This is a genomic window from Micrococcus sp. 2A, assembly GCF_039519235.1.
Classification (GTDB): Bacteria; Actinomycetota; Actinomycetes; order Actinomycetales; family Micrococcaceae; genus Micrococcus.
Map to the genome: position 1 here is coordinate 1,983,732 of NZ_CP154351.1, position 22,532 is coordinate 2,006,263.

General features: G+C 74.0%; 22 protein-coding genes and 1 pseudogene. 10 read left to right on the top strand and 13 right to left on the bottom strand.

Annotated elements, in window-relative coordinates; genetic code table 11:
- Nucleotides 1–9: 9 nt before the first annotated feature.
- Nucleotides 10–1,908 (bottom strand): glycoside hydrolase family 15 protein, encoded by a 1,899-nt coding sequence (locus AAG742_RS09135; RefSeq protein WP_298711853.1) that lies wholly within the window; start codon nt 1,906–1,908, stop codon nt 10–12.
- Nucleotides 1,909–2,071: 163 nt separating this feature from the next.
- Between AAG742_RS09135 and AAG742_RS09140 the strand changes: the two genes are divergently transcribed.
- From AAG742_RS09140 to AAG742_RS09155, 4 genes and pseudogenes are all read left to right on the top strand, one after another.
- Nucleotides 2,072–3,526: a glucose-6-phosphate dehydrogenase gene (locus tag AAG742_RS09140; protein ID WP_298711856.1), complete on the top strand. Its 1,455-nt coding sequence runs from the start codon at nt 2,072–2,074 to the stop codon at nt 3,524–3,526.
- Nucleotides 3,527–3,574: 48 nt separating this feature from the next.
- Nucleotides 3,575–4,558, top strand: coding sequence for a 1,4-dihydroxy-2-naphthoyl-CoA synthase (locus tag AAG742_RS09145; RefSeq protein WP_343282077.1), 984 nt, complete (start codon nt 3,575–3,577; stop codon nt 4,556–4,558).
- Nucleotides 4,559–4,589: 31 nt separating this feature from the next.
- Complete coding sequence (locus AAG742_RS09150) at nt 4,590–6,155, top strand: TrkA C-terminal domain-containing protein (protein ID WP_298714584.1); 1,566 nt, start codon at nt 4,590–4,592, stop codon at nt 6,153–6,155.
- A gap of 101 nt (nt 6,156–6,256) precedes the next feature.
- Nucleotides 6,257–6,808: pseudogene (locus tag AAG742_RS09155) on the top strand (enoyl-CoA hydratase-related protein); the annotation flags it as partial.
- Here AAG742_RS09155 and AAG742_RS09160 read toward each other — a convergent pair.
- Nucleotides 6,799–7,425, bottom strand: coding sequence for a GNAT family protein (locus tag AAG742_RS09160; protein WP_298712688.1), 627 nt, complete (start codon nt 7,423–7,425; stop codon nt 6,799–6,801). The pseudogene AAG742_RS09155 and the gene AAG742_RS09160 overlap by 10 nt on opposite strands.
- A 43-nt stretch (nt 7,426–7,468) precedes the next feature.
- Here AAG742_RS09160 and AAG742_RS09165 point away from each other — a divergent pair, with 43 nt between their 5' ends.
- Together AAG742_RS09165 and AAG742_RS09170 are read left to right on the top strand one after the other, a co-directional pair.
- Complete coding sequence (locus tag AAG742_RS09165; protein WP_298712685.1) at nt 7,469–8,695, top strand: AMP-binding protein; 1,227 nt, start codon at nt 7,469–7,471, stop codon at nt 8,693–8,695.
- A gap of 351 nt (nt 8,696–9,046) precedes the next feature.
- The gene (locus AAG742_RS09170) at nt 9,047–9,919 is read left to right on the top strand and encodes a 1,4-dihydroxy-2-naphthoate polyprenyltransferase (RefSeq protein ID WP_298712682.1); all 873 of its coding nucleotides are present in this window, start codon (nt 9,047–9,049) and stop codon (nt 9,917–9,919) included.
- Between the two features lie 16 nt (nt 9,920–9,935).
- Here the strand turns inward: AAG742_RS09170 and AAG742_RS09175 are convergent, their stop codons facing one another.
- Nucleotides 9,936–10,208: a DUF4229 domain-containing protein gene (locus AAG742_RS09175; protein ID WP_248118005.1), complete on the bottom strand. Its 273-nt coding sequence runs from the start codon at nt 10,206–10,208 to the stop codon at nt 9,936–9,938.
- Between the two features lie 43 nt (nt 10,209–10,251).
- Between AAG742_RS09175 and AAG742_RS09180 the strand changes: the two genes are divergently transcribed.
- Entirely contained in the window at nt 10,252–10,638 is a 387-nt protein-coding gene (locus AAG742_RS09180) for a PLDc N-terminal domain-containing protein (protein WP_298712679.1), read from the top strand.
- A gap of 7 nt (nt 10,639–10,645) precedes the next feature.
- Here AAG742_RS09180 and ccsB read toward each other — a convergent pair whose 3' ends face one another.
- The 5 genes from ccsB to AAG742_RS09205 all read right to left on the bottom strand — a co-directional run bounded on the left by ccsB (nt 10,646) and on the right by AAG742_RS09205 (nt 15,667).
- Nucleotides 10,646–11,749, bottom strand: a complete 1,104-nt coding sequence (gene ccsB, locus AAG742_RS09185; protein WP_298712676.1) for a c-type cytochrome biogenesis protein CcsB — start codon at nt 11,747–11,749, stop codon at nt 10,646–10,648.
- Nucleotides 11,750–11,751: 2 nt separating this feature from the next.
- Entirely contained in the window at nt 11,752–13,479 is a 1,728-nt protein-coding gene (locus AAG742_RS09190; RefSeq protein WP_298712673.1) for a cytochrome c biogenesis protein ResB, read from the bottom strand.
- On the bottom strand, nt 13,476–14,237 hold the full coding sequence (locus tag AAG742_RS09195; protein WP_298712670.1) for a cytochrome c biogenesis protein CcdA: 762 nt from the start codon (nt 14,235–14,237) through the stop codon (nt 13,476–13,478). The genes AAG742_RS09190 and AAG742_RS09195 overlap by 4 nt, the downstream gene beginning before the upstream one ends.
- A gap of 16 nt (nt 14,238–14,253) precedes the next feature.
- The gene (locus AAG742_RS09200; protein ID WP_298712667.1) at nt 14,254–14,871 is read right to left on the bottom strand and encodes a TlpA disulfide reductase family protein; all 618 of its coding nucleotides are present in this window, start codon (nt 14,869–14,871) and stop codon (nt 14,254–14,256) included.
- Between the two features lie 121 nt (nt 14,872–14,992).
- Complete coding sequence (locus AAG742_RS09205; RefSeq protein ID WP_248117995.1) at nt 14,993–15,667, bottom strand: histidine phosphatase family protein; 675 nt, start codon at nt 15,665–15,667, stop codon at nt 14,993–14,995.
- 140 nt (nt 15,668–15,807) lie between these two features.
- Here AAG742_RS09205 and AAG742_RS09210 point away from each other — a divergent pair, with 140 nt between their 5' ends.
- The gene (locus tag AAG742_RS09210; RefSeq protein WP_343282078.1) at nt 15,808–16,545 is read left to right on the top strand and encodes a hypothetical protein; all 738 of its coding nucleotides are present in this window, start codon (nt 15,808–15,810) and stop codon (nt 16,543–16,545) included.
- A 20-nt stretch (nt 16,546–16,565) separates the two neighbouring features.
- Here the strand turns inward: AAG742_RS09210 and AAG742_RS09215 are convergent, their stop codons facing one another.
- The 3 genes from AAG742_RS09215 to AAG742_RS09225 all read right to left on the bottom strand — a co-directional run bounded on the left by AAG742_RS09215 (nt 16,566) and on the right by AAG742_RS09225 (nt 18,404).
- On the bottom strand, nt 16,566–16,829 hold the full coding sequence (locus AAG742_RS09215; RefSeq protein ID WP_248117992.1) for a glutaredoxin family protein: 264 nt from the start codon (nt 16,827–16,829) through the stop codon (nt 16,566–16,568).
- 83 nt (nt 16,830–16,912) lie between these two features.
- Complete coding sequence (locus tag AAG742_RS09220; RefSeq protein ID WP_003792170.1) at nt 16,913–17,011, bottom strand: AURKAIP1/COX24 domain-containing protein; 99 nt, start codon at nt 17,009–17,011, stop codon at nt 16,913–16,915.
- A 139-nt stretch (nt 17,012–17,150) separates the two neighbouring features.
- Nucleotides 17,151–18,404, bottom strand: coding sequence for an acetoin utilization protein AcuC (locus AAG742_RS09225; RefSeq protein WP_298712659.1), 1,254 nt, complete (start codon nt 18,402–18,404; stop codon nt 17,151–17,153).
- Nucleotides 18,405–18,542: 138 nt separating this feature from the next.
- Here AAG742_RS09225 and AAG742_RS09230 point away from each other — a divergent pair, with 138 nt between their 5' ends.
- Together AAG742_RS09230 and AAG742_RS09235 are read left to right on the top strand one after the other, a co-directional pair.
- Nucleotides 18,543–20,093 carry a potassium transporter TrkG gene (locus AAG742_RS09230; RefSeq protein ID WP_298712656.1) on the top strand — a complete coding sequence of 517 codons (1,551 nt, stop codon included), beginning with the start codon at nt 18,543–18,545 and terminating at the stop codon, nt 20,091–20,093.
- Nucleotides 20,086–20,760, top strand: coding sequence for a TrkA family potassium uptake protein (locus tag AAG742_RS09235; RefSeq protein ID WP_343282079.1), 675 nt, complete (start codon nt 20,086–20,088; stop codon nt 20,758–20,760). The genes AAG742_RS09230 and AAG742_RS09235 overlap by 8 nt, the downstream gene beginning before the upstream one ends.
- Nucleotides 20,761–20,829: 69 nt before the next feature.
- On the opposite strand, the gene proC is transcribed toward AAG742_RS09235, so the two are convergent.
- Both proC and AAG742_RS09245 read right to left on the bottom strand, forming a co-directional pair.
- Nucleotides 20,830–21,675, bottom strand: a complete 846-nt coding sequence (proC, locus tag AAG742_RS09240; RefSeq protein WP_298712649.1) for a pyrroline-5-carboxylate reductase — start codon at nt 21,673–21,675, stop codon at nt 20,830–20,832.
- Entirely contained in the window at nt 21,672–22,532 is an 861-nt protein-coding gene (locus AAG742_RS09245) for a sugar phosphate isomerase/epimerase family protein (RefSeq protein WP_319073885.1), read from the bottom strand. The genes proC and AAG742_RS09245 overlap by 4 nt, the downstream gene beginning before the upstream one ends.

Below are 22,532 nucleotides of genomic sequence, written 5' to 3' on the forward strand. Positions count from 1 at the left end.
CAGAACCGGTCAGTCTCCGGCCTCCCCGGCCCCGCCGGCCGCACGGACCTGGGCCAGCGCGTCGGCAGCGCGCAGCAGCCCCAGGTGGCTGAACGCCTGGGGGAAGTTGCCCGCCATGCGGTCCTGGCCGTCGTCGTACTCCTCGGCCATGAGGTCGAGGTCGTTCGCGCACGCGTCGAGCCGCTCCATGAGGGCGTCGGCGTCGTCCAGGCGGCCGGTGCGCGCGTACTGCTCCACGAGCCAGAAGGCGCACGCGAGGAACGGCGCCTCCTCACCGGGCAGCCCGTCGGAGCCGTCCGGGCGGTAGCGCAGCACCAGGCCGGTGTCCGTGACGAGCTCCTCCTCGATCCGCCGTACGGTGGCGAGCATGCGCGGGTCGTCCGGGGGCAGGAAACCGGTGTGGGGGATCTGGAGGAGGGAGGCGTCCACCGCGTCCGAGCCGTAGGTCTGGGTGAAGTGGCCGTCCGCGTGCACGCCGCGGGTGAGGATCTCCTCCCGCAGCTCGTCCCGGTGGCGCTCCCACGCCGCGGTCTCCGCCTCCGTGGCGGGCACGCCGTGGGTGGCCACGGCGTGCAGCGCGCGGTCCAGCGCGGCCCACATCTTGACGCGGCCGTGCGTGAAGAAGGCAGGCTCCCCGCGCATCTCCCACAGCCCGTGGTCCGGGTCCTCCCGGTGCGCCACGACGCGCTCCACCAGCCGCTTCTGCAGCGGCCAGGACCACTCGTCCTCGGGAACGCCGGCGTCCCGGAGGGCGCACAGCGCCATCATGACCGTGCCGATGACGTCCGCCTGCCACTGGGCCGCGGCGCCGTTGCCCACGCGCACGGGACGGGAGTCCGCGTGGCCGGGGAGGTGCTCGAGCTCGCGCTCGGGCATGTGGCGCTCCCCCGAGAGCGTGTACATGATCTGCACCTCGTGGGGCTCCCCCGCGATGGCGCGCAGCAGCCAGTCGCGCCAGGCCGTCGCCCCCTCCACGTGTCCGTGCGCGAGCAGGGCCTCCAGGGCGAGCGCGGTGTCCCGCAGCCACACATAGCGGTAGTCCCAGTTCCGGACCCCGCCGATGTCCTCCGGCAGGCTCGTGGTCGGGGCCGCCACGATGCCGCCCGTGGCCCGGTGCGTGAGCCCCTTGAGCACGAGGAGGGATCGCTGGACCCGATCGGCGAGCGGGTCGTCCGCCCGCGGGGCCTCTCGGGTCGACTCCTCCAGCCAGCCGCGCCACGTGCGCACGGTGGCCTCCAGCACGTCCTCGGCGCGGGGCGCGGAGGGGGCCATGCCCCACGCCGGGTACCAGGTCAGGCACCACTGGGCGGACTCCCCGGCGACCAGCTCCGTCGTGCCCTCGTGATGCCCGTCCACCGGCTCCAGGTCCGGCCCGTGCACCGCGAGCGCGTCCCCGCCGGCGACGACGGCCAGGAACGACTCCCCGTCTGCGTCCTCCTGACGCGAGACCCACGGCTCGACCTCGCCGTAGTCGAGGCGGGCGAACACGGACTGCGTCACGCGCACGCGTCCCGCGAGGCAGCGGACCAGCCGCATGACGTCGGCCCGCGCCGCCGCCTCGGACGCCCCGGTCCCGTCGGGGCCGCCGTCGTTCCCCAGGGCGTCCCCCACGCCGTCCGCGTCCATGAGCGGCATGAAGTCCAGCACCTCGGCCTCCCCGGACGGCGAACGCCAGAGGGTGCGCAGCACGAGGGTGCCCGGCAGGTAGGCGCGCTCCGCGACCTCGCCGTCCTCGATCCCCAGGCTCCACTCGCCGTGCTCCCGCGTGCCGAGGAGCGAGGTGAACACCGAGGCCGAGTCGAAGCGGGGCAGGCACAGCCACGTGATCGCCCCCTCCCGGGACACCAGTGCCCCGCTGAGCTGGTGGGACAGGAAGGCGTGGTCGTCGATGCGGGGCTGGGCGCTCATGCAGGGCAGTCCATCACCCCGGGGGAGGCGGGGCCAGTCGGGGGCGTGGACCCACGACGACGTCACCGGGAGAATGGCGTGGCCGGCCGGGTCCCTCCCGGCCGCCGCCCGCGCACCCGCCCCGCTCCCCCGTTCCGTCTGCCCGCCCCGTCCAGGAGGACCCATGCCCGACGTCCAGAACCCCTGCCCCACCGGAGCATCCCCGGCACCCGACGACGACCGGGCCTCCGCGTCCGTGGCGCTCGTGATCGTGGGCGCGACCGGTGACCTGACCCGACGGCTCCTGCTGCCGGGGCTGGCCCGGGCCCTCACGGTCCACGACCTGCCGGAGGTGACCCTGGTGGGCTCGGCCCACGCGGACGGCCATTCGCTCGAGGAGTGGCGCGGCGTCATCGAGGAGGCCGTGGGAGAGACGGATCTGGACGCCGACGCACGGGCGGGCCTCGTCGAGCGCGCCGCCTGGCGCACCGCCGACGCCTCGGACCCCGAGGACCTGGGCGCCCTGCTCGTCGCCGCCCGCGAGGCCGCCGGGGAGGAGGCCGTCGTCGTGCTGTACCTGGCGCTGGACCCGGACCTCGCCGCCGAGGCGTGCGCGGCGCTCGAGCAGGTGGAGGACCGCCCGGAGGGGCTGCGCATCGTGCTGGAGAAGCCGTTCGGCTCGGACCAGCGGTCGGCGCGCGAGCTCAACGCGCTGCTGGGGCGGATCGCCGGGGAGGAGGACGTGTTCCGCGTGGACCACTTCCTCAGGGAGTCGATGGTCTCGGGCCTGCTCACCCTGCGCACCGCCAACCGCGTGCTGGGGCGCGTGTGGAGCGCGGCCGACGTCGAGCACGTGGACATCGTGGCGGACGAGTCCCTGGCCCTGGAGGGGCGCGCCGGGTTCTACGACGGCACCGGGGCTCTCGAGGACATGCTCCAGTCCCACCTGCTGCAGGTGCTGGCCATGGTGGCCCTGGAGCCCCCGCGGCGTCTCACCCCGGACGCCCTGCAGGACGCCGTCGTCGAGGTGCTGCGGGCCACGCGCGTGCGCGACGACGACGCGGTCGCCTCCTCGCGCCGGGCCCGGTACACCGCCGGGACGGTGGGAGGCCAGGACGTGCCCGACTACGTCGCCGAGGAGGGCGTGGACCCGGAGAACGGGGCCGAGACGCTCGCCCAGGTGGAGCTGGAGGTCCGGACCGACCGGTGGGCGGGCGTGCCGTTCCGGCTGCGGTCCGGCAAGGCGCTGGAGCCGCGCCGCTGGGAGGTCGTGCTCTCGCTGCGGCCGCCCGAGGGGGTGCCCGCGGGGCTGGAGGCGGCCGCGGGGCGGGAGCGGATCGTGGTGGGACTGGACCCGCGGGCCCTGCGGGTGGAGCTGGCCGTGGACGGGCCGGACACCCCGTTCGTCGCGGAGCGCAGCGTGCTCGCGGCGGACCTGGCCGAGGAGGACGTGGACGCGTACGGCGAGGTGATGCGCGGCGTGCTCACCGGGGATCGGATGCTCTCGGTGCGAGGCGACGCCGCGGAGGAGTGCTGGCGCATCCTGGCCCCCGTGATCGAGGCGTGGGACGCGGGGCGGGTGCCCCTCGACGAGTACGCCGCCGGGTCCTCGGGACCGGAGGACTGGCCGGAGAGGTGACCCGCGGGAGTGACCGTGGGTCGCACGGCGGGCCTAGACTCGGGCCCCATGAGCAGCCCGCAGCCCGACGCCGCCCGCCCCGACCGCGACCGCCTCCCCGAGCAGGTCTCCGACCTCTTTGACCCGCAGCGCTGGCGCGTGGTGGAGGGCTTCGACCTCGAGGACATGACGTACCACCGCCAGGTGGAGCGCGACGCCGACGGCCGCTGGGTGCGCGACCTGCCCACGGTGCGCATCGCCTTCGACCGCCCCGAGGTCCGCAACGCGTTCCGTCCCGGCACCGTGGACGAGCTCTACCGCGCCCTCGACCACGCCCGCATGACCCCGGACGTGGGCACGGTCCTCCTCACCGGCAACGGCCCCTCCTCCAAGGACGGCGGCCACGCGTTCTGCTCCGGCGGGGACCAGCGCATCCGCGGCCGCGACGGCTACCGCTACGCCGAGGGGGAGACGGCCGAGACCATCGACCCGGCCCGCGCCGGACGCCTCCACATCCTCGAGGTCCAGCGCCTGATGCGCACCTCGCCCAAGGCGATCATCGCCGTCGTGAACGGGTGGGCCGCCGGCGGCGGGCACTCGCTGCACGTGGTCGCCGACCTCACGCTCGCCTCGCGCCAGCACGGGAAGTTCAAGCAGACGGACGCCACCGTCGGCTCCTTCGACGCCGGCTACGGCTCCGCCCTGCTCGCCCGCCAGGTGGGCCAGAAGCGGGCTCGGGAGATCTTCTTCGCCGCCCGCGAGTACTCGGCCGAGCAGATGGTCGAGATGGGCGCCGTCAACGAGGCCGTGGACCACGAGCGCCTCGAGGAGGTCGCGCTGGAGTATGCGGCGGACATCAACGCGCAGTCCCCGCAGGCCATCCGCATGCTCAAGTTCGCGTTCAACCTTCCCGACGACGGCATGGCCGGCCAGCAGGTGTTCGCGGGTGAGGCCACGCGCATGGCCTACATGACGGACGAGGCCGTGGAGGGCCGGGACGCGTTCCTGCAGAAGCGCGACCCGGACTGGTCCGCCTTCCCGTACCACTTCTGACCGACCACCACGGCAGGACGGAGACCCGCCCATGCTCGCACTGCTCAACGACCAGCCCATCCTCGTCCTCATGGCCACCGTCGCCCTGGGCGCCGCCGTCGGCACCATCCCCCTGGGCAAGATCCGCCTCGGCGCCTCCGGGGCCCTGTTCGTGGGCCTGCTCGTCGGGGCGGTGCTGCCCGACGTCGGCGACCGGCTGGCCTTGTTCCAGAGCTTCGGCCTGGCCCTGTTCGCCTACCTGATCGGGCTCGGCGCCGGCAAGGTGTTCTTCCGGGACCTGCGCCGCAACCTGCCCCTGATGCTGGCCGCCGTCGTCGTGGTGATCCTCACCGCCTTCACGGTGCACCCGCTGGCCGCGCTGCTCAACCTGGACCTGCCGACGGCGATCGGCGTGTGGACGGGTTCGCTCACCGCGACGCCGGCGATGGCGCTGGCGAACCAGCTCACCGGCGGGCAGGCCCCGGCCGTGGGCTACGGGCTGTCCTACCTGGTGGGTGTGGTCGGCACCATCATCGCGATCACCCTGCTCGCCGCCCGCCCGTGGAGCAGTTCCCCGCGCGATCCGGCGCCGGTGACCGACGGCAAGCTGCGCTTCACCGCCGTGACCGCCACCTCCGCCCTCGCCGTGCGGGACATCCCGGGGATCGCCGAGGGACTGCTGCGCGTGGTCGCGCTGCGCCGCGGCGGCGTGGCCCGGATCGCCGGCTCCGCCGACCGGATCGAACCCGGGGACAAGGTCGTCCTGGACGGCACGGAGAAGAACATCGACGAGGCCGTGCAGGCCTTCGGCCGCCGCACCGACGCCGACCCGGCGCGGGTGATGACCCCGCTGCAGACCTCCATGGTCATCGTCACGGCCCGCGCCCTGGCCGACCGCCGCCTGGGCACGCTGTCCCTGCGCGAGCGCTTCGGCACCGACGTCGCCCGGCTGCGGCGCGACGACGTCGAGTCGCTGGCCACCCCGCAGACCGAGCTCAAGGTCGGCGACCGGGTGCTCATCGTCACCACCGCGCCGCGGATGGAGGCGGTGCGCGACTTCTTCGGCAACTCGACGCGCGGGCTCTCGAACCTGGACTGGATCTCCCTGGGCACGGGCATGGCGCTGGGCTACCTGCTGGGCATGGTGACGATCCCGCTTCCGGGCGGGGCCTCCTTCTCCCTCGGCCCGGCGGCCGGGTGCATCCTCGTCGGCCTCGCCCTCGGTGCGATCGGCCGAACGGGACCCACGGTGTGGGAGCCGTCCACGGAGATCGCGCTGACGCTGCGGCAGTTCGGCCTCATGCTCTTCCTAGGCGTGGTGGGCTTGGCCGCCGGCCCGGCGTTCATCGAGACGGTGTTCACCCGGGTCGGCGGGCTGGCCATCCTGATGTCCGCCGTGCTCACCGCGCTGACCGCGGCCCTGCTCATCGCCGCGGCACGGCTGCTGGGGCAGTCCGTGGATCGCACCTACGGGGCACTGGCGGGCATCACGGGCCAGCCGGCGATCCTGGACTACGCGCTCTCCCGGTCCACCGACGCCCGCGTGACCGAGGGCTACGCCCAGCTGTTCGCGCTGATCATGGTGGTCAAGATCGCCACCGTGCCGTTCATGCTCTGACCGGCCGGTCGGATCCGATCCGCCGGGCGGGTCCGTCCGACCGTCGGGCCTCCTACACTCGGGGCCATGCCCGCCACCGCCGACGCCCTCGCCCGCGCCACGGACGTCTGCACGTCCTCGAGGTCCAGCGCCTGATGCGCACCTCGCCCAAGGCGATCATCGCCGTCGTGAACGGGTGGGCCGCCGGCGGCGGGCACTCGCTGCACGTGGTCGCCGACCTCACGCTCGCCTCCCGCCAGCACGGGAAGTTCAAGCAGACGGACGCCACGGTCGGCTCGTTCGACGCCGGATACGGCTCGGCCCTGCTCGCCCGCCAGGTGGGCCAGAAGCGGGCGCGGGAGATCTTCTTCGCCGCCCGCGAGTACTCGGCCGAGCAGATGGTCGAGATGGGCGCCGTCAACGAGGCCGTGGACCACGAGCGCCTCGAGGAGGTCGCGCTGGAGTATGCGGCGGACATCAACGCGCAGTCCCCGCAGGCCATCCGCATGCTCAAGTTCGCGTTCAACCTGCCCGACGACGGCATGGCCGGCCAGCAGGTGTTCGCGGGTGAGGCCACGCGCATGGCCTACATGACGGACGAGGCCGTGGAGGGCCGGGACGCGTTCCTGCAGAAGCGCGACCCGGACTGGACGCCGTTCCCCTACTACTTCTGAGCCCGGCGCCCCACGCGGAACTCGAGGCCCTTCCTCACTGCGGGCCACTCCGCGGCGACGACGGAGTAGACCACCGTGTCCCGCACGTAGCCGTTGCGCTGTGCCTGCTGGCGCAGCACCCCGTCCCGCTTGGCACCGAGCCGCTCGATCGCCGCGCGGGACTGCATGTTCATCCAGTCCGTGCGGAACTCGACGGCCGCGACGCCCCAGACCTCGATGGCGTGGCCGAGCAGGAGCAGCTTGGCATCGGCGTTCGTCCCCGTGCCGGAGGCGGAGGCCGCGTTCCAGGTGCTGCCGACCTCCACGCGGGGCACGGAACGGTCGATGTTCATGAACGTCGTCATGCCGATGACCTGCCCGTCGGAGAGCCGACGGGTGGCGAAGGGGACCATGGACCCGGCCTCCTGCAGGGCCAGGCGACGGTCGATCTCCGCGGCCATGCCCTTGGGGGTGGGCACGGCGGTGTACCAGAGCTCCCACTGCCGGCCGTCCTGCACCGCCTCGACGAGCTCGTCGTGGTGGTCGTGGCTCAGCGGCTCCAGCCGGACGAGGCGGCCGGTGAGCGTGACGGGGCCGATCTCGGCGGCGGGCGTGGCGGCGGTGTCGGGGGCGGTCATGCGTGAAGCCTAGAGCGTCCCCGCCCACGATTACCGTGGTCTCATGCCGCTGACCCCCGACGCCCTGGCCACTGCCCGCTCCGCCCTCGCCACGGCGTTCGACGGCGGCGCGCCCGTGGAGTTCACGGCGGACGGCACCGTGGCCCTGCGCCCCCAGGCCCGCGATCCGGCGCGCTGCGGCCACCCGGACGCCGTCGCCGTCGTCCGCACGTCCGGCTCGACGGGCACGCCGAAGCAGATCGTCCTGACCCGCGGCGCCCTGCGCGCCTCGGCTGCCGCCACCGCGCAGCGGCTCGGCGGGGAGGGCACGGGCGGCGAGGGGCACTGGCTCCTCGCGGTCGGCGTCCACTACGTGGCCGGCCTGGCCGTGCTCTCCCGCACCATCGCGGCCGGCACCGCGCCCGTCGCGCTGCCGCCCGGCCCGTTCACACCCGCCGCCTTCGCCGCAGGGGCCGCCCGCCTCCCGGACGACGGCGGCCCGCGCTTCGTCTCGCTCGTCCCCACCCAGCTCGCCCGGCTCCTGGCGCCCGGAGCCGACCCGGCCGGCGTGGCGGCGCTGCGCGCCTTCGACCGCGTGCTGGTGGGCGGGGCGCGCCTGGCCCCCGAGCTGCGCGCGTCCGCCGAGGCCGCCGGTGTGCGTGTCACCGCGACCTACGGCATGGCGGAGACGTGCGGCGGCTGCGTGTACGACGGCGTCCCGCTGCCCGGCGTCACGGCAGACACCGTCCCGTCCGACCCCGCCGACCCAGCCGCCAGTCCGCGGGTGCGCCTCGCCGGGCCCATGGTGGCCGCCGGCTACCTCGACGACCCCGTCCGCACCGCGGCGCACTTCCCGCGCGGCGCGGACGGCGCCCCCGCCTTCCTCACCGAGGACACGGGCACGGTGTCCGGCACCCCCGACGGCGGCACGCGCCTGTCCGTCACCGGGCGCCTGGACGACGTCGTCATCACGGGCGGTGTGAAGGTCTCGGCCGCCGCGGTGGCCGCCGCGCTCGAGGCGCACCCGGGCGTCGCGGCCGCCCACGTGGCGGGCGTGGCCGATCCCGAGTGGGGGCAGCGGCTGTGCGCGGCGGTGGTGCCGGCCGAGGGCGACGTCCTCCCCGGCGGGGCCCTCCCCGCGGCCCTCGAGGATGAGCTGCGCTCCCGCGTGCGCACCGGGCTCGGGCCGGCCGCCGTCCCGAAGACGTGGCTGGCCCTCGACGCGCTGCCGCTGCTGAGCACCGGGAAGACGGACCGGCAGGAGCTCACCCGGCGGTTCGCCGAGGCGTGACGCTGCCTCTCCCCGGATCGGCAGCCGGGACACGGATGACGCCGTCCGCGCGGTGGGGGAGCCGGCCAGGGCGGAGCTCGGCCCGGGGAGGCGGAGGGCGCAGGCCGTGGCCGCCCGGATGGGCCGCGCGTCATCCCAGGTCGCCCCCTGAGGGCCGACGTGATCACCCTCGGCCTCCTCTCCACCCCCCAGCACGGCTACGCTGAGTTCGCAGTCCCCCCGTTCTAGGCGTTCGTGAAGTGCGCCATCCCCGAGCCGGACGTCCCCCACCGCGTCGACGTCGCACGCGTCCCCTCGCTGACCCGCCTCGCACCGCCCCGCATCGCATCGTCTCCAGGAGGTCCCCCGACCATGTCCGCCTCGCTCTCCCAGTGGGTCGCCGCCGCGCGCCTGCGCACGCTGCCGATGGCGGTGGCGCCCGTGATCGTCGGCTCGGCCGCCGCGGCGGACCTCGGGTCCCTCCACGTGGGCCGCGCCCTGCTCGCGCTCGTGGTCTCGCTCGCCCTGCAGGTGGGCGTGAACTACGCCAACGACTACTCCGACGGCATCCGCGGCACCGACGACGACCGGGTGGGCCCTTTCCGCCTCACGGCGTCCAAGCTCGTTCCCGCGAAGCATGTGAAGCTCGCCGCGTTCGCCTGCTTCGCGCTGGCGATGCTCGCCGGGCTGTGGCTCGTGCTGCTGGCCGGCCAGTGGTGGCTGATCGCCGTGGGCCTGCTGTGCGTGGCGGCCGCGTGGTACTACACGGGCGGCAAGAAGCCCTACGGCTACCTGGGCCTGGGCGAGGTGTTCGTGTTCGTGTTCTTCGGCCTCGTGGCGGTGCTCGGCACCACGTACACCCAGGCGGGCACGGTCTCCGGCCTGGCCTGGGCCGGCGCCGTGGGCTGCGGGCTGATCTCCACGGCACTGCTCATGGTGAACAACATCCGGGACATCCCCACGGACCGCGCGGTCGGCAAGATGACCCTGGCCGCCCGCATCGGGGACGCCCCGGCCCGCGCATCCTACGCCGTCATGCTGGCGGTCGCCGTGCTGCTGCCGCTGCTGTTCGTGGGCTCCCACCCGTGGATGCTGCTCGTGCTGCTGGCGGCGGCGCTCGCCGTCCGCCCGGCCCGCACGGTGCTGCGCGCCCAGGACCGCCGCCGGCTCATCCCCGTGCTGCGCGCGACGGGCGTCATCGGCCTGCTCTACGCGATCACCTTCGCGCTCGGCGCGGCCCTCTGACCGGTGCCGGGGCTCGTCAGCCCCGGAAGCGTCCCTCGGTGTAGGCGTCCTCGGCGTCCGCGTCGGTCTGCTCGATGCGGCCGCGCCGCCCGGGCCGGCCCTCCCACGCGGCCGCGAGGTCCTGCGTGGCGCCCAGGCGCAGCCGTGTGAGGAAGAGGTAGCTGATCGCGAAGGTCAGCACCGCGGCCACGATTGTGGACATCACCAGTCCCAGGCCCAGCCAGAGGCTGACGCCCCAGACGGCGAAGAACAGGAGCACGCGGACGAGGCCGTAGAGGAAGAGACGCACCCGTCCATTCTAGGAGCGCTCCGCCGCCGAATAGACTGGACCGATGGGCCGCTTCCTCATCCCCGCCGCGATCGTCCTCGTCGGCCTCACCCTGTACGCCCTCTTCGAGGCGCTGCTCACCCCGGCGCACCAGGTGCGCTCGATGCCCAAGTGGGCGTGGGTGGCCGTCGTCGTGCTGGTCCCGCTCGTGGGGCCCCTGCTGTGGCTGTTCCTCGGCCGCGCCCGCCCGGCGGGCGCCACGGGCCGCCCCGCCGCCCGTCCCGCCTCCCCCGACGACGACGAGGACTTCCTGCGCACCCTGCGCACCCAGCGTCGTCAGGCCGAGCGGGAGCGCGAGCTGGACCGGCGGGACGCCGAGCTGCGCGCCCGCGAGGAGGAGCTGCGCCGCCGCCGGGAGACGGGTCAGGAGCCGGACGGTCCCGAGGCCTGACCTCCGGTCAGCTCGGCAGGCCCGCGTACGAGTGCAGGCCGGGGAAGAACTTGTTGACGATCGTGTAGTTGAACACGATGCAGGCGAAGCCCACGATGCTCAGCCACGCGGCGCGGGAGCCGGTCCAGCCGCGGGTGGCGCGGGCGTGCAGGTACGCCGCGTAGACCACCCAGATCACGAAGGACCAGACCTCCTTGGTGTCCCAGTTCCAGTAGCGCCCCCACGCGGCCTCGGCCCAGATGGCGCCGGCGATCACGGTGAAGGTCCACATCACGAAGGCGACCGCGTTGAGGCGGTAGGACCAGTTCTCGAGCGCGAAGGCCGAGGGCACGAGGCGCAGGAAGGACCAGGAGTGCTCTCCCGCGGCGGCCCGCCGCTCGGCGCGGTCCTGCAGGAGCTGGAGCACGGACATGGCGGCGGTCAGCGCGAAGAGAGAGCTGGCCAGCACGGCGATGGACACGTGGATCACGAGCCACGGCGACTGCAGCGGCGGCTGGAGGTGGCCCACCGGCGTCGGGAAGCCCATGGTGGCGGCGCACATCATGGCCACCACGAGGCCCGTGACGAAGGAGCCCACGAAGCGCAGGTCCTTGCGGATCAGGAACGCGAGGTACACCGTCACGATGACGAGCGCGCCCGTGGTCATGAACTCGTAGAGGTTGCCCCACGGCACGCGGTGCGCGGCGATGCTGCGGGCGACCACGGCGAAGGCGTGCAGGGCCCAGCCGATCGCGAGCACGGCCACGGCCACGTTGGCGACGGGGCGGCGGCCCGTGCCGGTGTAGTCCATGTCCTCGTCCACGAGGCCGTTGCCGGCTCCCGCGTGGCGCGTCTCGGCGGGCAGGGCGGTGGTGCCGGAGCCGCCGACCGTGCCGGAGGCGGCGGAGCGGGCGCCGACGCCGGCCGGCTCCCGCGTCGCCGCGGGGACGACGCCGGCCGTGCCGCGCTCGGCCGCGAGCTGGGTCTCGATGCGACGGATGGTGGAGGAGGAGATCGCCATGTCGACGGCGAAGAGGATGAAGGCCGCCGCGTAGACGAGGGCGGCGATGAGCATGAACAGGTCGCTGTACTGCGCCAGCTGCTCGTTCACGGGTGCCGTGGGGTTGTACACAGTCAGGCTCCTGGGGCGGGATGGGTGATGCCGGGGTCGGCGTGGGGGGCGCGGGGCGCGGCCGTCGCGGCCCCCGCGCCGGAGGGGTCGGGCCGGTGCTCCTCGGCGTCCGGCGCGGAGACGGGCCACATGCGGTCCATGGCCGCGCGCAGGGCGAGGTGCTCCTCGCGCAGCCCGAACTCCTCGCCGCGGGCGAGGAGGGCGTACTCGACGCGGGTGCGGCCGTCATCGCCGACGGCGGCGCGCACCCACGCGCGGCGGCGCCGCACGAACAGGCTGGTGGCGAGGCCGAGCAGGGCCGTCACGGCGAACAGGCCCACGCCCCACTTGCCCGGGTCGTAGTGGATGTCCAGGCCCACATAGCGGCGGACGCCGTCGAAGCTGATCGAGCCCTTGCCGTCCGGCAGCTGGTGGGTCTGCCCCGGGGTCAGCGTGATGCCGCCGTTCTCGCTCTTGCGGCTGTTCAGCTCGGTGAGGGACTCGGTGTCGAGCACGTACACGTTCTGCGGCACGCCGCGGTCCAGGCCGAGGTCCCCGGCGTACGAGTTGAGGATCAGCGTCGGGTTCAGCAGCTCGGGGTCCACCGAGACCTGCACCCCGGAGCCCGTGGGGTCGTCCGCCGCGGGCATGAACTGGCCCACGAAGCCCAGCTGCTCCGGCCGCGCGTCGGGCGCCTTGACCACGGCCATCGAGTTGAAGTTCTGGTCCTGCACGCGGGTGACCACGGGGCCCTGGAAGGCGATGTCCCCGTTGCCGTCCCGCACGGTGACCACCGGGGCGTAGCCGTTGCCCACGAGGTAGACGCGGGCGCCGTCCACGGAGAGCGGGTGGTTGACCTTCAGGATCTCCTCGTGGGCCTCGCCGCCGGCGCCCTCGCGGACCTCCATCACGGCCGTGTAGTCGAGCGGCTGGCCCCAGTGCGCCTCGGACTGGCGCTCGAACCGCGCGTCGAAGGACGTCAGCGCCAGGGAGAAGGGCTGCAGGCTGTTCGGGTCGAAGCGGGCGCCCGGCGTGAAGGAGTCGTAGGCCACGAGGTTGTTGGCGAAGCCCTCCCCCTCCACGATGATCTTCTGCCCCGTGTACTTGGTCATGCCGCCGTACGCCATGAACACGAGCACGCCGATGAGCGAGAGGTGGAACAGGATGTTGCCGATCTCCCGGACGTAGCCGCGCTCCGCCCCCACGGACGCGCCGCCTTCCTCGGGCCGGTACTCCACGCGGTAGCGGCGCCTCTTCAGCCAGGCCTGCGCCTGCCGGACGGCGTCCTCGGGGGCGGGGCCGCCCTCCTCGAGCACCACGACGCCGGACTCCGGCAGCCGCTCGAGGCGGCGCGGTGTGCGCGCCGGGGGCTGGCGCAGGGCGTGGGCGTGCTTGACGGCGCGGGGCCACACGCAGCCCACGAGGGAGATGAACAGCAGCAGGTAGATGGCGGAGAACCAGGCGGAGGTGTAGACGTCGAAGAACTGCAGCGCGTCCAGCACCGGGCCCCAGAACGGGTTGTCCTCGATCCAGCGGTCCACCACCTCAGGGCCCGCGCGGCGCTGCGGCACGAGGGAGCCGGGCACGGCGGCCACGGCCAGCAGGAGCAGCAGCATGAGCGCCGTGCGCATGCTCGTCAGCTGCGTCCACATCCAGCGCAGGGTCCCGGCCAGCCCGAGCGAGGGGAGGGCGACGTCCCGCGCGCGGGCGGGCTGGGGGGCCGAGGAGCCGTGGCCGGTCGAGGAGCTCACAGGGGCATCTCCCATTCGTTCGCGAACCAGAACTGCAGCTGGGTGGTCCACGCGGTCCACACCCCGGTGGCCATGAGCAGCCCGAGGAGGATCAGCAGGGCGCCGCCCAGGCGCATGATGAGCACGCGGTGCGTGCGGAAGAAGGCCAGGGCCCGCAGGCCACGCTCCATGCCCAGGGCGATCAGCACGAACGGCACCCCGAGGCCGAGGCAGTAGAGGAAGGCCAGGAGCGCGGCGCGGCCCAGGGAGCCCTCGCCGCCGCCCACCGTGGACATCGCCAGGACGGCGGCCATCGTGGGGCCGATGCACGGGGCCCAGCCGAGCCCGAAGGTCATGCCGAGCAGGGGGGCGCCGGCCAGGCCCATGCCGGGCTTGGCGTGCACCCGGCGCTCCTGCTGCAGGCGCCCGCCGCCGCCCATGAAGATGACGCCCATCAGCATCACGAGCACGCCGAGCAGGCGGGTGACCCACACGCCGTCGCGCTGCAGCCACACCAGGGCCTGCGTGGACACCACGCTGACGGCCACGAAGACCACCGCGAACCCGAGCACGAAGAGCACCGCCCCGAGGGCGAGGCGCCCGCGACGGCGCGAGGTGAGCACGTCCCCGCCCAGGCCGGTGACGTAGCCGAGGTAGCCGGGCACGAGCGGGAGGACACACGGGGAGAGGAAGGAGACGAGGCCGGCGAGCAGAGCGACCGGCGCCGCGAGCAGGAGGGAGCCCTGCAGGGCGATCTCGGCGAAGGGGTTGTCGCGCATGGGCTCTGCCGGCGGCTCAGGCCGCGGCCTCGTCCACCACGGTCTTGAGCAGCGCCCGGAGCGTGGACTCCTCGATCGCGCCGAGCACGCGGGCGGAGACGCGGCCCTGGGCGTCCAGCACGAGGGTGGACGGCACGGCCTGCGGGGGCACGTAGTCGGTCATGCGCAACAGGACGTCGCCGCGCGCGTCCTCCACGGAGGGGTAGGGGATCTCGAAGGACCGCTCGAAGGCCTGCGCCGTGGTGGCCGTGTCCCGCACGTTCACGCCGAGGAAGTTCACCCCCTGCGGGGCGAACTCCTCGTGGAGCGAGACCAGGTGGGGCGCCTCGACGCGGCACGGCGCACACGCGGCATACCAGAAGTTGAGGAGGACGGGCGCGCCGCGCAGGCTCTCCCCGCTCACGGGCGTGCCGTCGAAGCGCGTCGCGGTGAACTCCACGGGCTCCCCGCGGTCGGCCGGGGCGAACTCGAGCACCGATCCGTCGCCGGCGATGTAGTTCTTGCCGTCCCCGTTGCCGGCCTGAGCGGCCAGGGAGTCATCCCCGCCGGAGCAGGCCGCGAGCACGGGCGCCAGGCCGGCGGCCGTGAGGCCGGCGAGCACGCGACGGCGGGTGAGCGGGGACTGCGGGGTCATGGGCGGGCGCTCCAGGCGAGGCGGACGGGAGGGAGTCGGAGGGCCCCCGCGGGGGCCTGATCGAGTCTACTGTCCGCCCCTGATCCTGACTGAACCCTGGGCGTCAGCCGTCCCGGGGGCCTCAGGCGCCGGGCAGGGAGGAGGCGTCCTTGAGGAGCTCGCGGTTGGGCTCGTGGTACTCGACGCGCGGGGTGGCCCGGCCCTCCTCGAACACGAGGGAGGTCACCGAGGTGAGGGAGCACTCGCGCTGACGCGGATCGTGCCACAGGGGCCGGCCCTCGACCGCGAGGCGGGTGACCCAGATGGGGAGCTGGTGGGAGACGAGGATGGCCTCCGCGCCGGGGCCGAGGGTGTCCACCGCCTCCCCCTTCACGCGGTCCACCACCTCGAGCATGCGCGCGGCCTGCTGGTGGTAGGGCTCGCCCCACGAGGGGCGCAGGGGATTGCGCAGCTTCGGCCAGAGGCGCGGGTCCCGCTTGAGGGAGTCGACCACCTGGGACATCCCCTCGAAGGCGTTCTCGGCCTCGATGAGGTTCGGCTCGGTGAGCAGCGGCCGGGAGAAGGCGCCGGCGATCGGCGCGGCGGTCTGCTGAGCGCGCAGCAGCGGGGAGGCCGCCACCAGGGCCGGATGCCGCCGGATGCGGTTCGCGCGGTGCAGGAACCACTCGGCCACGCCGTCGGCCATCCGGTGCCCCAGCTCCGAGAGGCCGAACCCGTCCAGACGGCCGTAGAGGACGCGGTCGGGGTTGTGGACCTCGCCGTGACGGACGAGGTGGACGGTCGCGATCGTCTGCATGCCACCAGTCTGGCAGACCGGCCGGCCCGGTACGGTGGAGAGCAGCAGCCCGCCGGCGTCGCGAGCGCCGGGCGCACAGGGCTCCCACCGTCCCCGCCGCCGTCGCCCTCCCCGCGGCGGCGCTTCCCCAGGAGGCACCCATGACCGGCTCGACCAATCCCTACGGCCAGAACCCGTACGGCCAGGGCACTCCGTCCGGGCAGGAGCCCGCGGGCGCCGCGAACCCCTACGGGACCGCCCCCGGCGCGCACGAGCAGAACCCGTACGGCCGCCCCGAGGACGGTGCGGCCCCGTGGGGCGCCCAGTCGCCCTCGCCCTCCCCGGCGGCCATGCCGGGCGTGGGCCACCCGCAGGGCGCCGTGCCCGGCGTCGGCATGCCCGCCCCCGCGCGCCCCGGCTCGATCACCGCGGCCTTCTGGCTGATCGTGTCCGCCGGGCTCGTCCAGCTCCTCAGCACCGCGCTCGGCCTGCTCGCCGCGAACACCCCGGAGGGCCGCGCCCTGCTCGAGCAGACCATGCGGGACGCGGTGGGGCAGGCGGGCCTGCCGGCGGACCAGGCGTCCGAGATGGAAGCCATGATGCTGGGCGCCGTGCCCGCCGTCCTCACGACGACGGCCGTGCTCGGCGTTCTCGGGTTCCTGCTCTACCTGCTGATCGCCGTCAAGATCCGCGGCGGATCCCGGGCCGCCCGCACCGTGGGCACCGTGCTTGCGGTGCTCTCCGTGCTCATGCTGCTCGCCAACCTGGCGATGGGCGCGTTCTCCGTGTTCGAGCTGCTCTGGGTGGGCCTGGGCGTGGCCGGCATCGTCATGGCCTACCGCAAGGACGCCACCGAGTTCATGCGCCTCAAGGCGTGGGAGCGCGCCGGACGCCGCTGACGCCGCCGGCGGCGGGGCTCTCAGGCCGCGTCGAGCAGGCGGCCCAGGCGCGCGGCGTCCACACGCCAGAAGTCGCGCTGGACGCCGTCCACGAACAGCACGGGCACCTCGTCCGCGAACCGCTCGAGCAGCTCGGGGTGGGCCGCGCCGTCCACGGGCTCCCACGTCTGGCCCCGCTCGGCGCACACCTGCGCGACGACGCCGGCCGCCTCCTCGCACAGGTGGCACCCCGGCTTCACGAGGAGCTGGACGCGGGCGGCGGAGGCGGGCAGGTCGGCGGTCATGGCGACCATGCTACGGACACGACGAGGCCGCCCGCTCCTGACGGAACGGGCGGCCTCGCTGGCGCTCTCGACGAGCGCGGGCGTCACTTCTTGTTGCGACGCTGGTGGCGGGTCTTGCGAAGCAGCTTGCGGTGCTTCTTCTTCGCCATGCGCTTGCGGCGCTTCTTGATGACAGATCCCATGGGGACTCCTTGCGTCGGGGTGAGGGTCGGCGGCTGGTGGGGACCGCGGGCATCCGGGCTCCCGGACACGCCGACCCGCATTCCACCGGGTGTGGAACGCATGAAAACGTTCTCGGTCACAATACCGGGCGGACGAGCCTCAGTCGAACCAGGGATCCAGCCCGTGCAGCGGGAAGACCTCCCGGCGGGTGGCCATGATCGACTGGTCCACAGGATCGGCGGGGTCGTAGCCCACCTCCCACGAGCGCCACCACACGTCCGCGTCCTCGCCCATCGTCGTGGGGATCCGCTCGTCCTCCGCGCCCTCGTGCAGGGACATGTCCCCCGTGAGGTCCTCCGACGTGAGCTCCCGGGCGTGGGCCAGCCACTCGGCGGGGATCGGCGCCCGCAGCGGCACCGGCGTCCCCAGCACCGCGGCGGTCAGGTGCGTCCACGCGCGCGGCACCACCTTGAGCGGGTTGTATCCGCCGCCGCCCGTGGCCAGCCACCGGCCGTGCGCGAAGCGCTCCGCCCAGTCCGCCATGTCGAAGGCGAGCTGGCGCTGGCCGTCCACCGTCAGGCGCAGGTCCGCGAGGGGATCGGCGTGGTGGGAGTCGCAGCCGTGCTGGCTCACGATCACGTCCGGGGCGAACGCCTGCAGCAGCGGCGGCACCACGGCGTGCACGGCGCGGAGGAAGCCGGCGTCGCCCGTGCGCGGCGGGACGGCCACGTTGGCCGCGGTCCCCTCCGCCGCAGGCCCGCCGGTCTCGTTGGCGAAGCCCGTGCCCGGGAAGAGGCTCATGCCGGTCTCGTGGACGGAGATCGTCAGGACGCGGGGGTCGTCGTAGAAGATCGCCTGCGTGCCGTCCCCGTGGTGCGCGTCCACGTCCACGTATGCCACGCGCTCGGCGCCGAGGTCGAGGAGGCGCTGGATCGCCACGGCGCAGTCGTTGTAGATGCAGAACCCCGAGGCCTTGTCCCGCGCGGCGTGGTGCATCCCGCCCGCGAAGTTGACCGCGCGGCTCACGCGCCCGGACCAGATGGCCTCGGCGGCCACGAGCGAGCCTCCCGCGATGCGGGCCGCAGACTCGTGCAGGTCGGGGAACACGGGGCAGTCCTCCGTGCCCAGGCCGTGCGCGGCGTCGTCGGAGGAGGTCTGCGCCGAGGCCGCGCGCACCGCGGCGATGTACTCGCGCCCGTGCACGGCGGCGAGCTCGTCGTCCGTGGCCACCGGGGGCTGCAGGATGCTCACGTGCGGGGCGTCGAGGAGGCCGAGGGCGTCCACGAGGCGGTGGGTGAGGTCCAGCCGCAGGGGTGCCATCGGGTGCTCGGCGCTGAAGCGGTAGCGGAGCAGGCTCGGATCCCACACGACCGCGGCGGGCGTGGGGGCATCGGGCTCGAGGGTGGCACTCATCACGTTCCAGAGTAGATCCCTCGACCGCCCGAGGCCATGGGCGGACGCGCACATGACCGGCGCATGACGGGCGCGGGGCGATACTGGGACGGGCCCGCACGCGGTCCGACACCCGTCACGGCACGCAGGAGGTGCACCATGGGCACTCGCCCCCGGGCCACGGACCCACAGGGCGGACCGGGCCGTGGCGACTGGGCGCCGCGCCGCGCCTCCCGCGACGACGACCCGGCCCGCGTGGGCTTCGCGCGCTCCCGCCGGCGCCCCGCGCCACGGGTGACGCCCCGGCCCGGTGCCGGGTCCAGCCTGGAGCCCTCCGGCGGCCTGGCGACCGCGCTGCACCGCTCCCGGCGCCGCGTCACGGATGCGGTCGGCGGCTCCCCCGCCCGCGCGGCCCTGTCCGCGTTCGCACTCATGTCCCTGCTGTTCACCGCCCTCCTGATGCTCCCCGCGGCCGCCGAGGACGGTCAGGTGACGCCGCTGCACGACGCGATGTTCACGGCCGTCTCCGCGTTCTCGGTGACCGGTCTGACGGCCGTGAACACGGCGGAGCACTGGTCCGTGTTCGGGGACATCGTCATCCTGCTCGCCATCCAGGTCGGCGGCCTCGGCATCCTCTCCATGGCGTCCCTGCTGACGCTCGCCGTCTCCCGCCACCTGGGCGTCAAGTCCAAGCTGAACACGCAGGAGGCGGGCATGACCACGGGCAACGTGGGAGAGGTCGCCCGCCTGCTGCGGGTCGTCGTCCTCACCGTCCTGACGTGCGAGGCAGCCGTGGCCGTGTTCCTCGTGCCGCGCTTCGCGGCGCACTCCGGCTCGTGGCTGACCGGCCTCTGGGAGGGCGTGTTCTACTCCATCAGCGCGTTCAACAACGCGGGGTTCGCCATCCACCCCGGCGGCATCGCGGAGTTCGCGCACGACCCCGTGATCCTCACCGTGATCGCCGTGGGCGTGTTCGCCGGGGCACTGGGCTTCCCCGTGGTCATGGTGCTGATGGACAAGGGGTGGCGCTTCCGCGCGTGGAACCTGCACACCAAGCTCACGGTGGAGGTGACGCTGATCCTGCTCGTGCTGGGCGCCGTCCTGCTCTTCGTCTTCGAGTCCGGCAACCCGCTCACGCAGGGCGACCTGACGTTCTGGGAGCGGGTCGGCCACTCGCTCTTCGGCTCGATCATGACCCGCTCCGGCGGGTTCGCGATCGACAACCCGGACGTGCACCGCCCGGAGTCCCTGCTCCTCATGGACGCCCTCATGTTCGTGGGCGGCGGATCCGCCTCCACCGGCGGCGGCATCAAGGTGACGACGCTGGCGGTCATGTTCCTGGCCATCATGGCCGAGGCGCGCGGCGACCGCGAGGTCACCGCGCATGGCCGCACGATCGCCCCGGAGACCCTCCGCGTGGCCATCTCGGTGCTCGCCCTCGGCGCGACCCTCGTGCTCGTGGCCACCCTCATCCTGGTCTCGATCCTCGACGAGTCGCTGCAGCGGCCCCTCTTCGAGGTGATCTCCGCGTTCGGCACGTGCGGCCTCTCCGTGGGCATCTCCGAGGCCGCGCCGCCGGCCGGCAAGTACCTCCTGACGGCCATGATGTTCGCCGGCCGCGTTGGTACGATCACGTTCGCCGCGGCCCTGGCCCTGCGCTCGCGCCGCGTCCTCTACCGCTACCCCATCGAGAGGCCGATCCTTGGCTGAGCACCAGCGCTCCGATCCCAACGCCCCCGTGCTCGTGGTCGGCCTCGGCCGCTTCGGAGCGGCGACCGCGGAGGAGCTCGTCTCCCAGGGCCGCGAGGTGCTCGCGATCGAGCGGGACCCCGTGCTCGTCCAGCGCTTCGCCCCCACGCTCACCCACGTGGTGGAGGCCGACGCCACCGACGCCGAGGCCCTGCGCCAGCTCGGCGCGCAGGACTTCTCCACCGCCGTCGTGGGCGTGGGCACCTCGATCGAGGCGTCCGTGCTCATCACGGTCAACCTCGTGGACCTCGAGATCCCCCACGTGTGGGTGAAGGCGATCAGCGAGAAGCACGGCACCATCCTGCGGCGGATCGGCGCGAACCACATCATCTTCCCGGAGCACGACGCGGGCGTGCGCGCCGCGCACCTCGTGAACGGCCGCATGATGGACTTCATCGAGTTCGACGACGACTTCGCGATCGTGAAGATGTACCCGCCGTCCGAGTGCGTGGGCTTCACCCTCGGCGAGTCGAACGTGCGCGCCAAGTACGGCGTGACCGTGGTGGGCGTGAAGACCCCCGGCGAGGACTTCTCCTACGCCCAGCCGGACACGCGCGTGGGGCCCCGCGACACGCTCATCGTCTCCGGGCACACCGAGCTGATCGACCGGTTCGCCGCCCGCCCCTGAGCCACGGGCCCGCCGGGTGCCCGCGCCGCATCCCGGCCCCCGGCCGCGTGGCGGTCCGTGCCGCTCGCCTCAGCCGGCGAACTCGCGACCCATCTCGCGGTCGCGCGCGGCCGCGGCGTGCATCGCGCGGGCCACGAGCTGCGGCAGACCGCCGTCCTGCAGCGCGGTCACGGCCCGCTCCGTGGTGCCGTTGGGGCTCATGACGGCGCGGCGCAGGTCCTCGGCGGTCTGCTCTCCCGACTCCACCGCGCGCTCGAGCATGAGGCCCGCGCCCTTCACGGTCGCGGCGGCCATCGCCTCCGCGTCCGCGCGGTCCAGGCCGAGCTCCACGGCATGCTGCGCGATCGCCTCGGCCAGCAGGAACACATAGGCCGGGGCCGAGCCGGCCGCGGCCACGACGGCGGGCAGCTGCCGCTCGTCCACGCGCACGACCAGGCCCGAGCCGGAGAACAGACCCTCCACGGCAGCGGCCTGCTCCTCCCCCACGCCCTCGGCGGGGGCCACGCCCACGACGCCCGAGCCCACCGTCAGCGGCGTGTTCGGCATGGTGCGCACGAGCGGCTGGCCCGGACGCAGCGCGCCCGCGATCGTCCCGGCCGTGACGCCGGCGGCCACCGAGACCACCACGGCGTCCGCGGGCAGGGCGTCCGCGATGCCGCGCGCGGCGGCCACGAGGTCCTTGGGCTTCATGCCGAGCAGCACGACGTCGGCCTCGCGCACGGCGTCCGCGTTGGCCTCGTCCGCACCGCCGGCGGCGCGCACGTCCACCCCCGCGAAGCGCTCGCGCGCGGCCGCGGCGGAGTCCTCCGAGCGGGTGGTGGCGGTGACGTCGGCGGCCTGCACGGCGCCCGAGTCGAGGGCGCCGGTCAGGATGGCGCCCGTCATGGTGCCCAGGCCCAGGATGGTCAGCTTCACGATCGTGCTCCTTCGTCGTCGGTGGTCTCGTCGTCGAGGGTGAGGTGCGTCCGGGCGAAGGCGAGCGAGGCGGCGAGCCGCTCCTCGCGCTGCCCGGCGTAGTCCATGCCGCGCGTGCCCACCTCCACGCACACCGTGCCGGCCAGGCCGGTGCGGGCGAGGTGGCGCAGGGACGCGGCGACGGGCTGGGTGCCCTCGCCGGGGATCAGGTGCTCGTCCTTGTGGCTGTCGGTGCCGTCGGTGAGGTGGACGTGGCGCACGCGGGGCCCGAGCGCCGTCAGCGCCGCGAGGGAGTCCTCGCGGGCGATGGCCGCGTGGGAGAAGTCCCAGCACACGTGCTCGTACGGCTCCGGGACCGGATCCCAGTGGGGCAGGTACATCTTGGTCTCGCGGCCGTAGGCGCGCCACGGGTACATGTTCTCCACCGCGATCACCACGCCGGACTCGGCCATGAGGTCGGCGATCCCCTCCGCGAAGCGCTCGGCGTACGTGCCCTGCCAGCGGAACGGGGGGTGGGCCACGACGGTGGCCGCCCCCACGGCCTGGGCCATCTCCACGGAGCGCCGGATCTTCGTCCACGCGGATCCCCACACCTGCTGGGTGAAGAGCAGGGTCGGCGCGTGGATCGAGTCGATCCGCATGCCGGTGCGCTCCGCGAGGGTGCGCAGCCGGTCGGCGTCCTGGCTCCATCCGTTGTGGGTGACCATGACCTCGACGCCGTCGTAGCCCAGGTCCTGCGCGGTGGCGAAGACGTCCTGCGTCCCCAGGGGGAACACCGACGACGAGGACAGGGTCACCGGGATGTCCGCGCCGAAGCGCGGGGCGGGGGCGAGATGCCCGGTGGAGATCAGCGGCAT

What these genes read in the sequence shown, in the direction of transcription:
- AAG742_RS09135 (WP_298711853.1), bottom strand. Translation starts at nt 1,908, where the DNA reads ATGAGCGCCCAGCCCCGCATCGACGACCACGCCTTCCTGTCCCACCAG.
- AAG742_RS09225 (WP_298712659.1), bottom strand. Translation starts at nt 18,404, where the DNA reads ATGAGTGCCACCCTCGAGCCCGATGCCCCCACGCCCGCCGCGGTCGTG.
- AAG742_RS09230 (WP_298712656.1), top strand. Translation starts at nt 18,543, where the DNA reads ATGGGCACTCGCCCCCGGGCCACGGACCCACAGGGCGGACCGGGCCGT.
- AAG742_RS09150 (WP_298714584.1), top strand. Translation starts at nt 4,590, where the DNA reads ATGCTCGCACTGCTCAACGACCAGCCCATCCTCGTCCTCATGGCCACC.
- AAG742_RS09205 (WP_248117995.1), bottom strand. Translation starts at nt 15,667, where the DNA reads ATGCAGACGATCGCGACCGTCCACCTCGTCCGTCACGGCGAGGTCCAC.
- AAG742_RS09160 (WP_298712688.1), bottom strand. Translation starts at nt 7,425, where the DNA reads ATGACCGCCCCCGACACCGCCGCCACGCCCGCCGCCGAGATCGGCCCC.
- AAG742_RS09145 (WP_343282077.1), top strand. Translation starts at nt 3,575, where the DNA reads ATGAGCAGCCCGCAGCCCGACGCCGCCCGCCCCGACCGCGACCGCCTC.
- AAG742_RS09215 (WP_248117992.1), bottom strand. Translation starts at nt 16,829, where the DNA reads ATGACCGCCGACCTGCCCGCCTCCGCCGCCCGCGTCCAGCTCCTCGTG.
- AAG742_RS09200 (WP_298712667.1), bottom strand. Translation starts at nt 14,871, where the DNA reads ATGACCCCGCAGTCCCCGCTCACCCGCCGTCGCGTGCTCGCCGGCCTC.
- AAG742_RS09210 (WP_343282078.1), top strand. Translation starts at nt 15,808, where the DNA reads ATGACCGGCTCGACCAATCCCTACGGCCAGAACCCGTACGGCCAGGGC.
- AAG742_RS09165 (WP_298712685.1), top strand. Translation starts at nt 7,469, where the DNA reads ATGCCGCTGACCCCCGACGCCCTGGCCACTGCCCGCTCCGCCCTCGCC.
- AAG742_RS09180 (WP_298712679.1), top strand. Translation starts at nt 10,252, where the DNA reads ATGGGCCGCTTCCTCATCCCCGCCGCGATCGTCCTCGTCGGCCTCACC.
- AAG742_RS09140 (WP_298711856.1), top strand. Translation starts at nt 2,072, where the DNA reads ATGCCCGACGTCCAGAACCCCTGCCCCACCGGAGCATCCCCGGCACCC.
- AAG742_RS09170 (WP_298712682.1), top strand. Translation starts at nt 9,047, where the DNA reads ATGTCCGCCTCGCTCTCCCAGTGGGTCGCCGCCGCGCGCCTGCGCACG.
- AAG742_RS09245 (WP_319073885.1), bottom strand. Translation starts at nt 22,532, where the DNA reads ATGCCGCTGATCTCCACCGGGCATCTCGCCCCCGCCCCGCGCTTCGGC.
- AAG742_RS09195 (WP_298712670.1), bottom strand. Translation starts at nt 14,237, where the DNA reads ATGCGCGACAACCCCTTCGCCGAGATCGCCCTGCAGGGCTCCCTCCTG.
- AAG742_RS09220 (WP_003792170.1), bottom strand. Translation starts at nt 17,011, where the DNA reads ATGGGATCTGTCATCAAGAAGCGCCGCAAGCGCATGGCGAAGAAGAAG.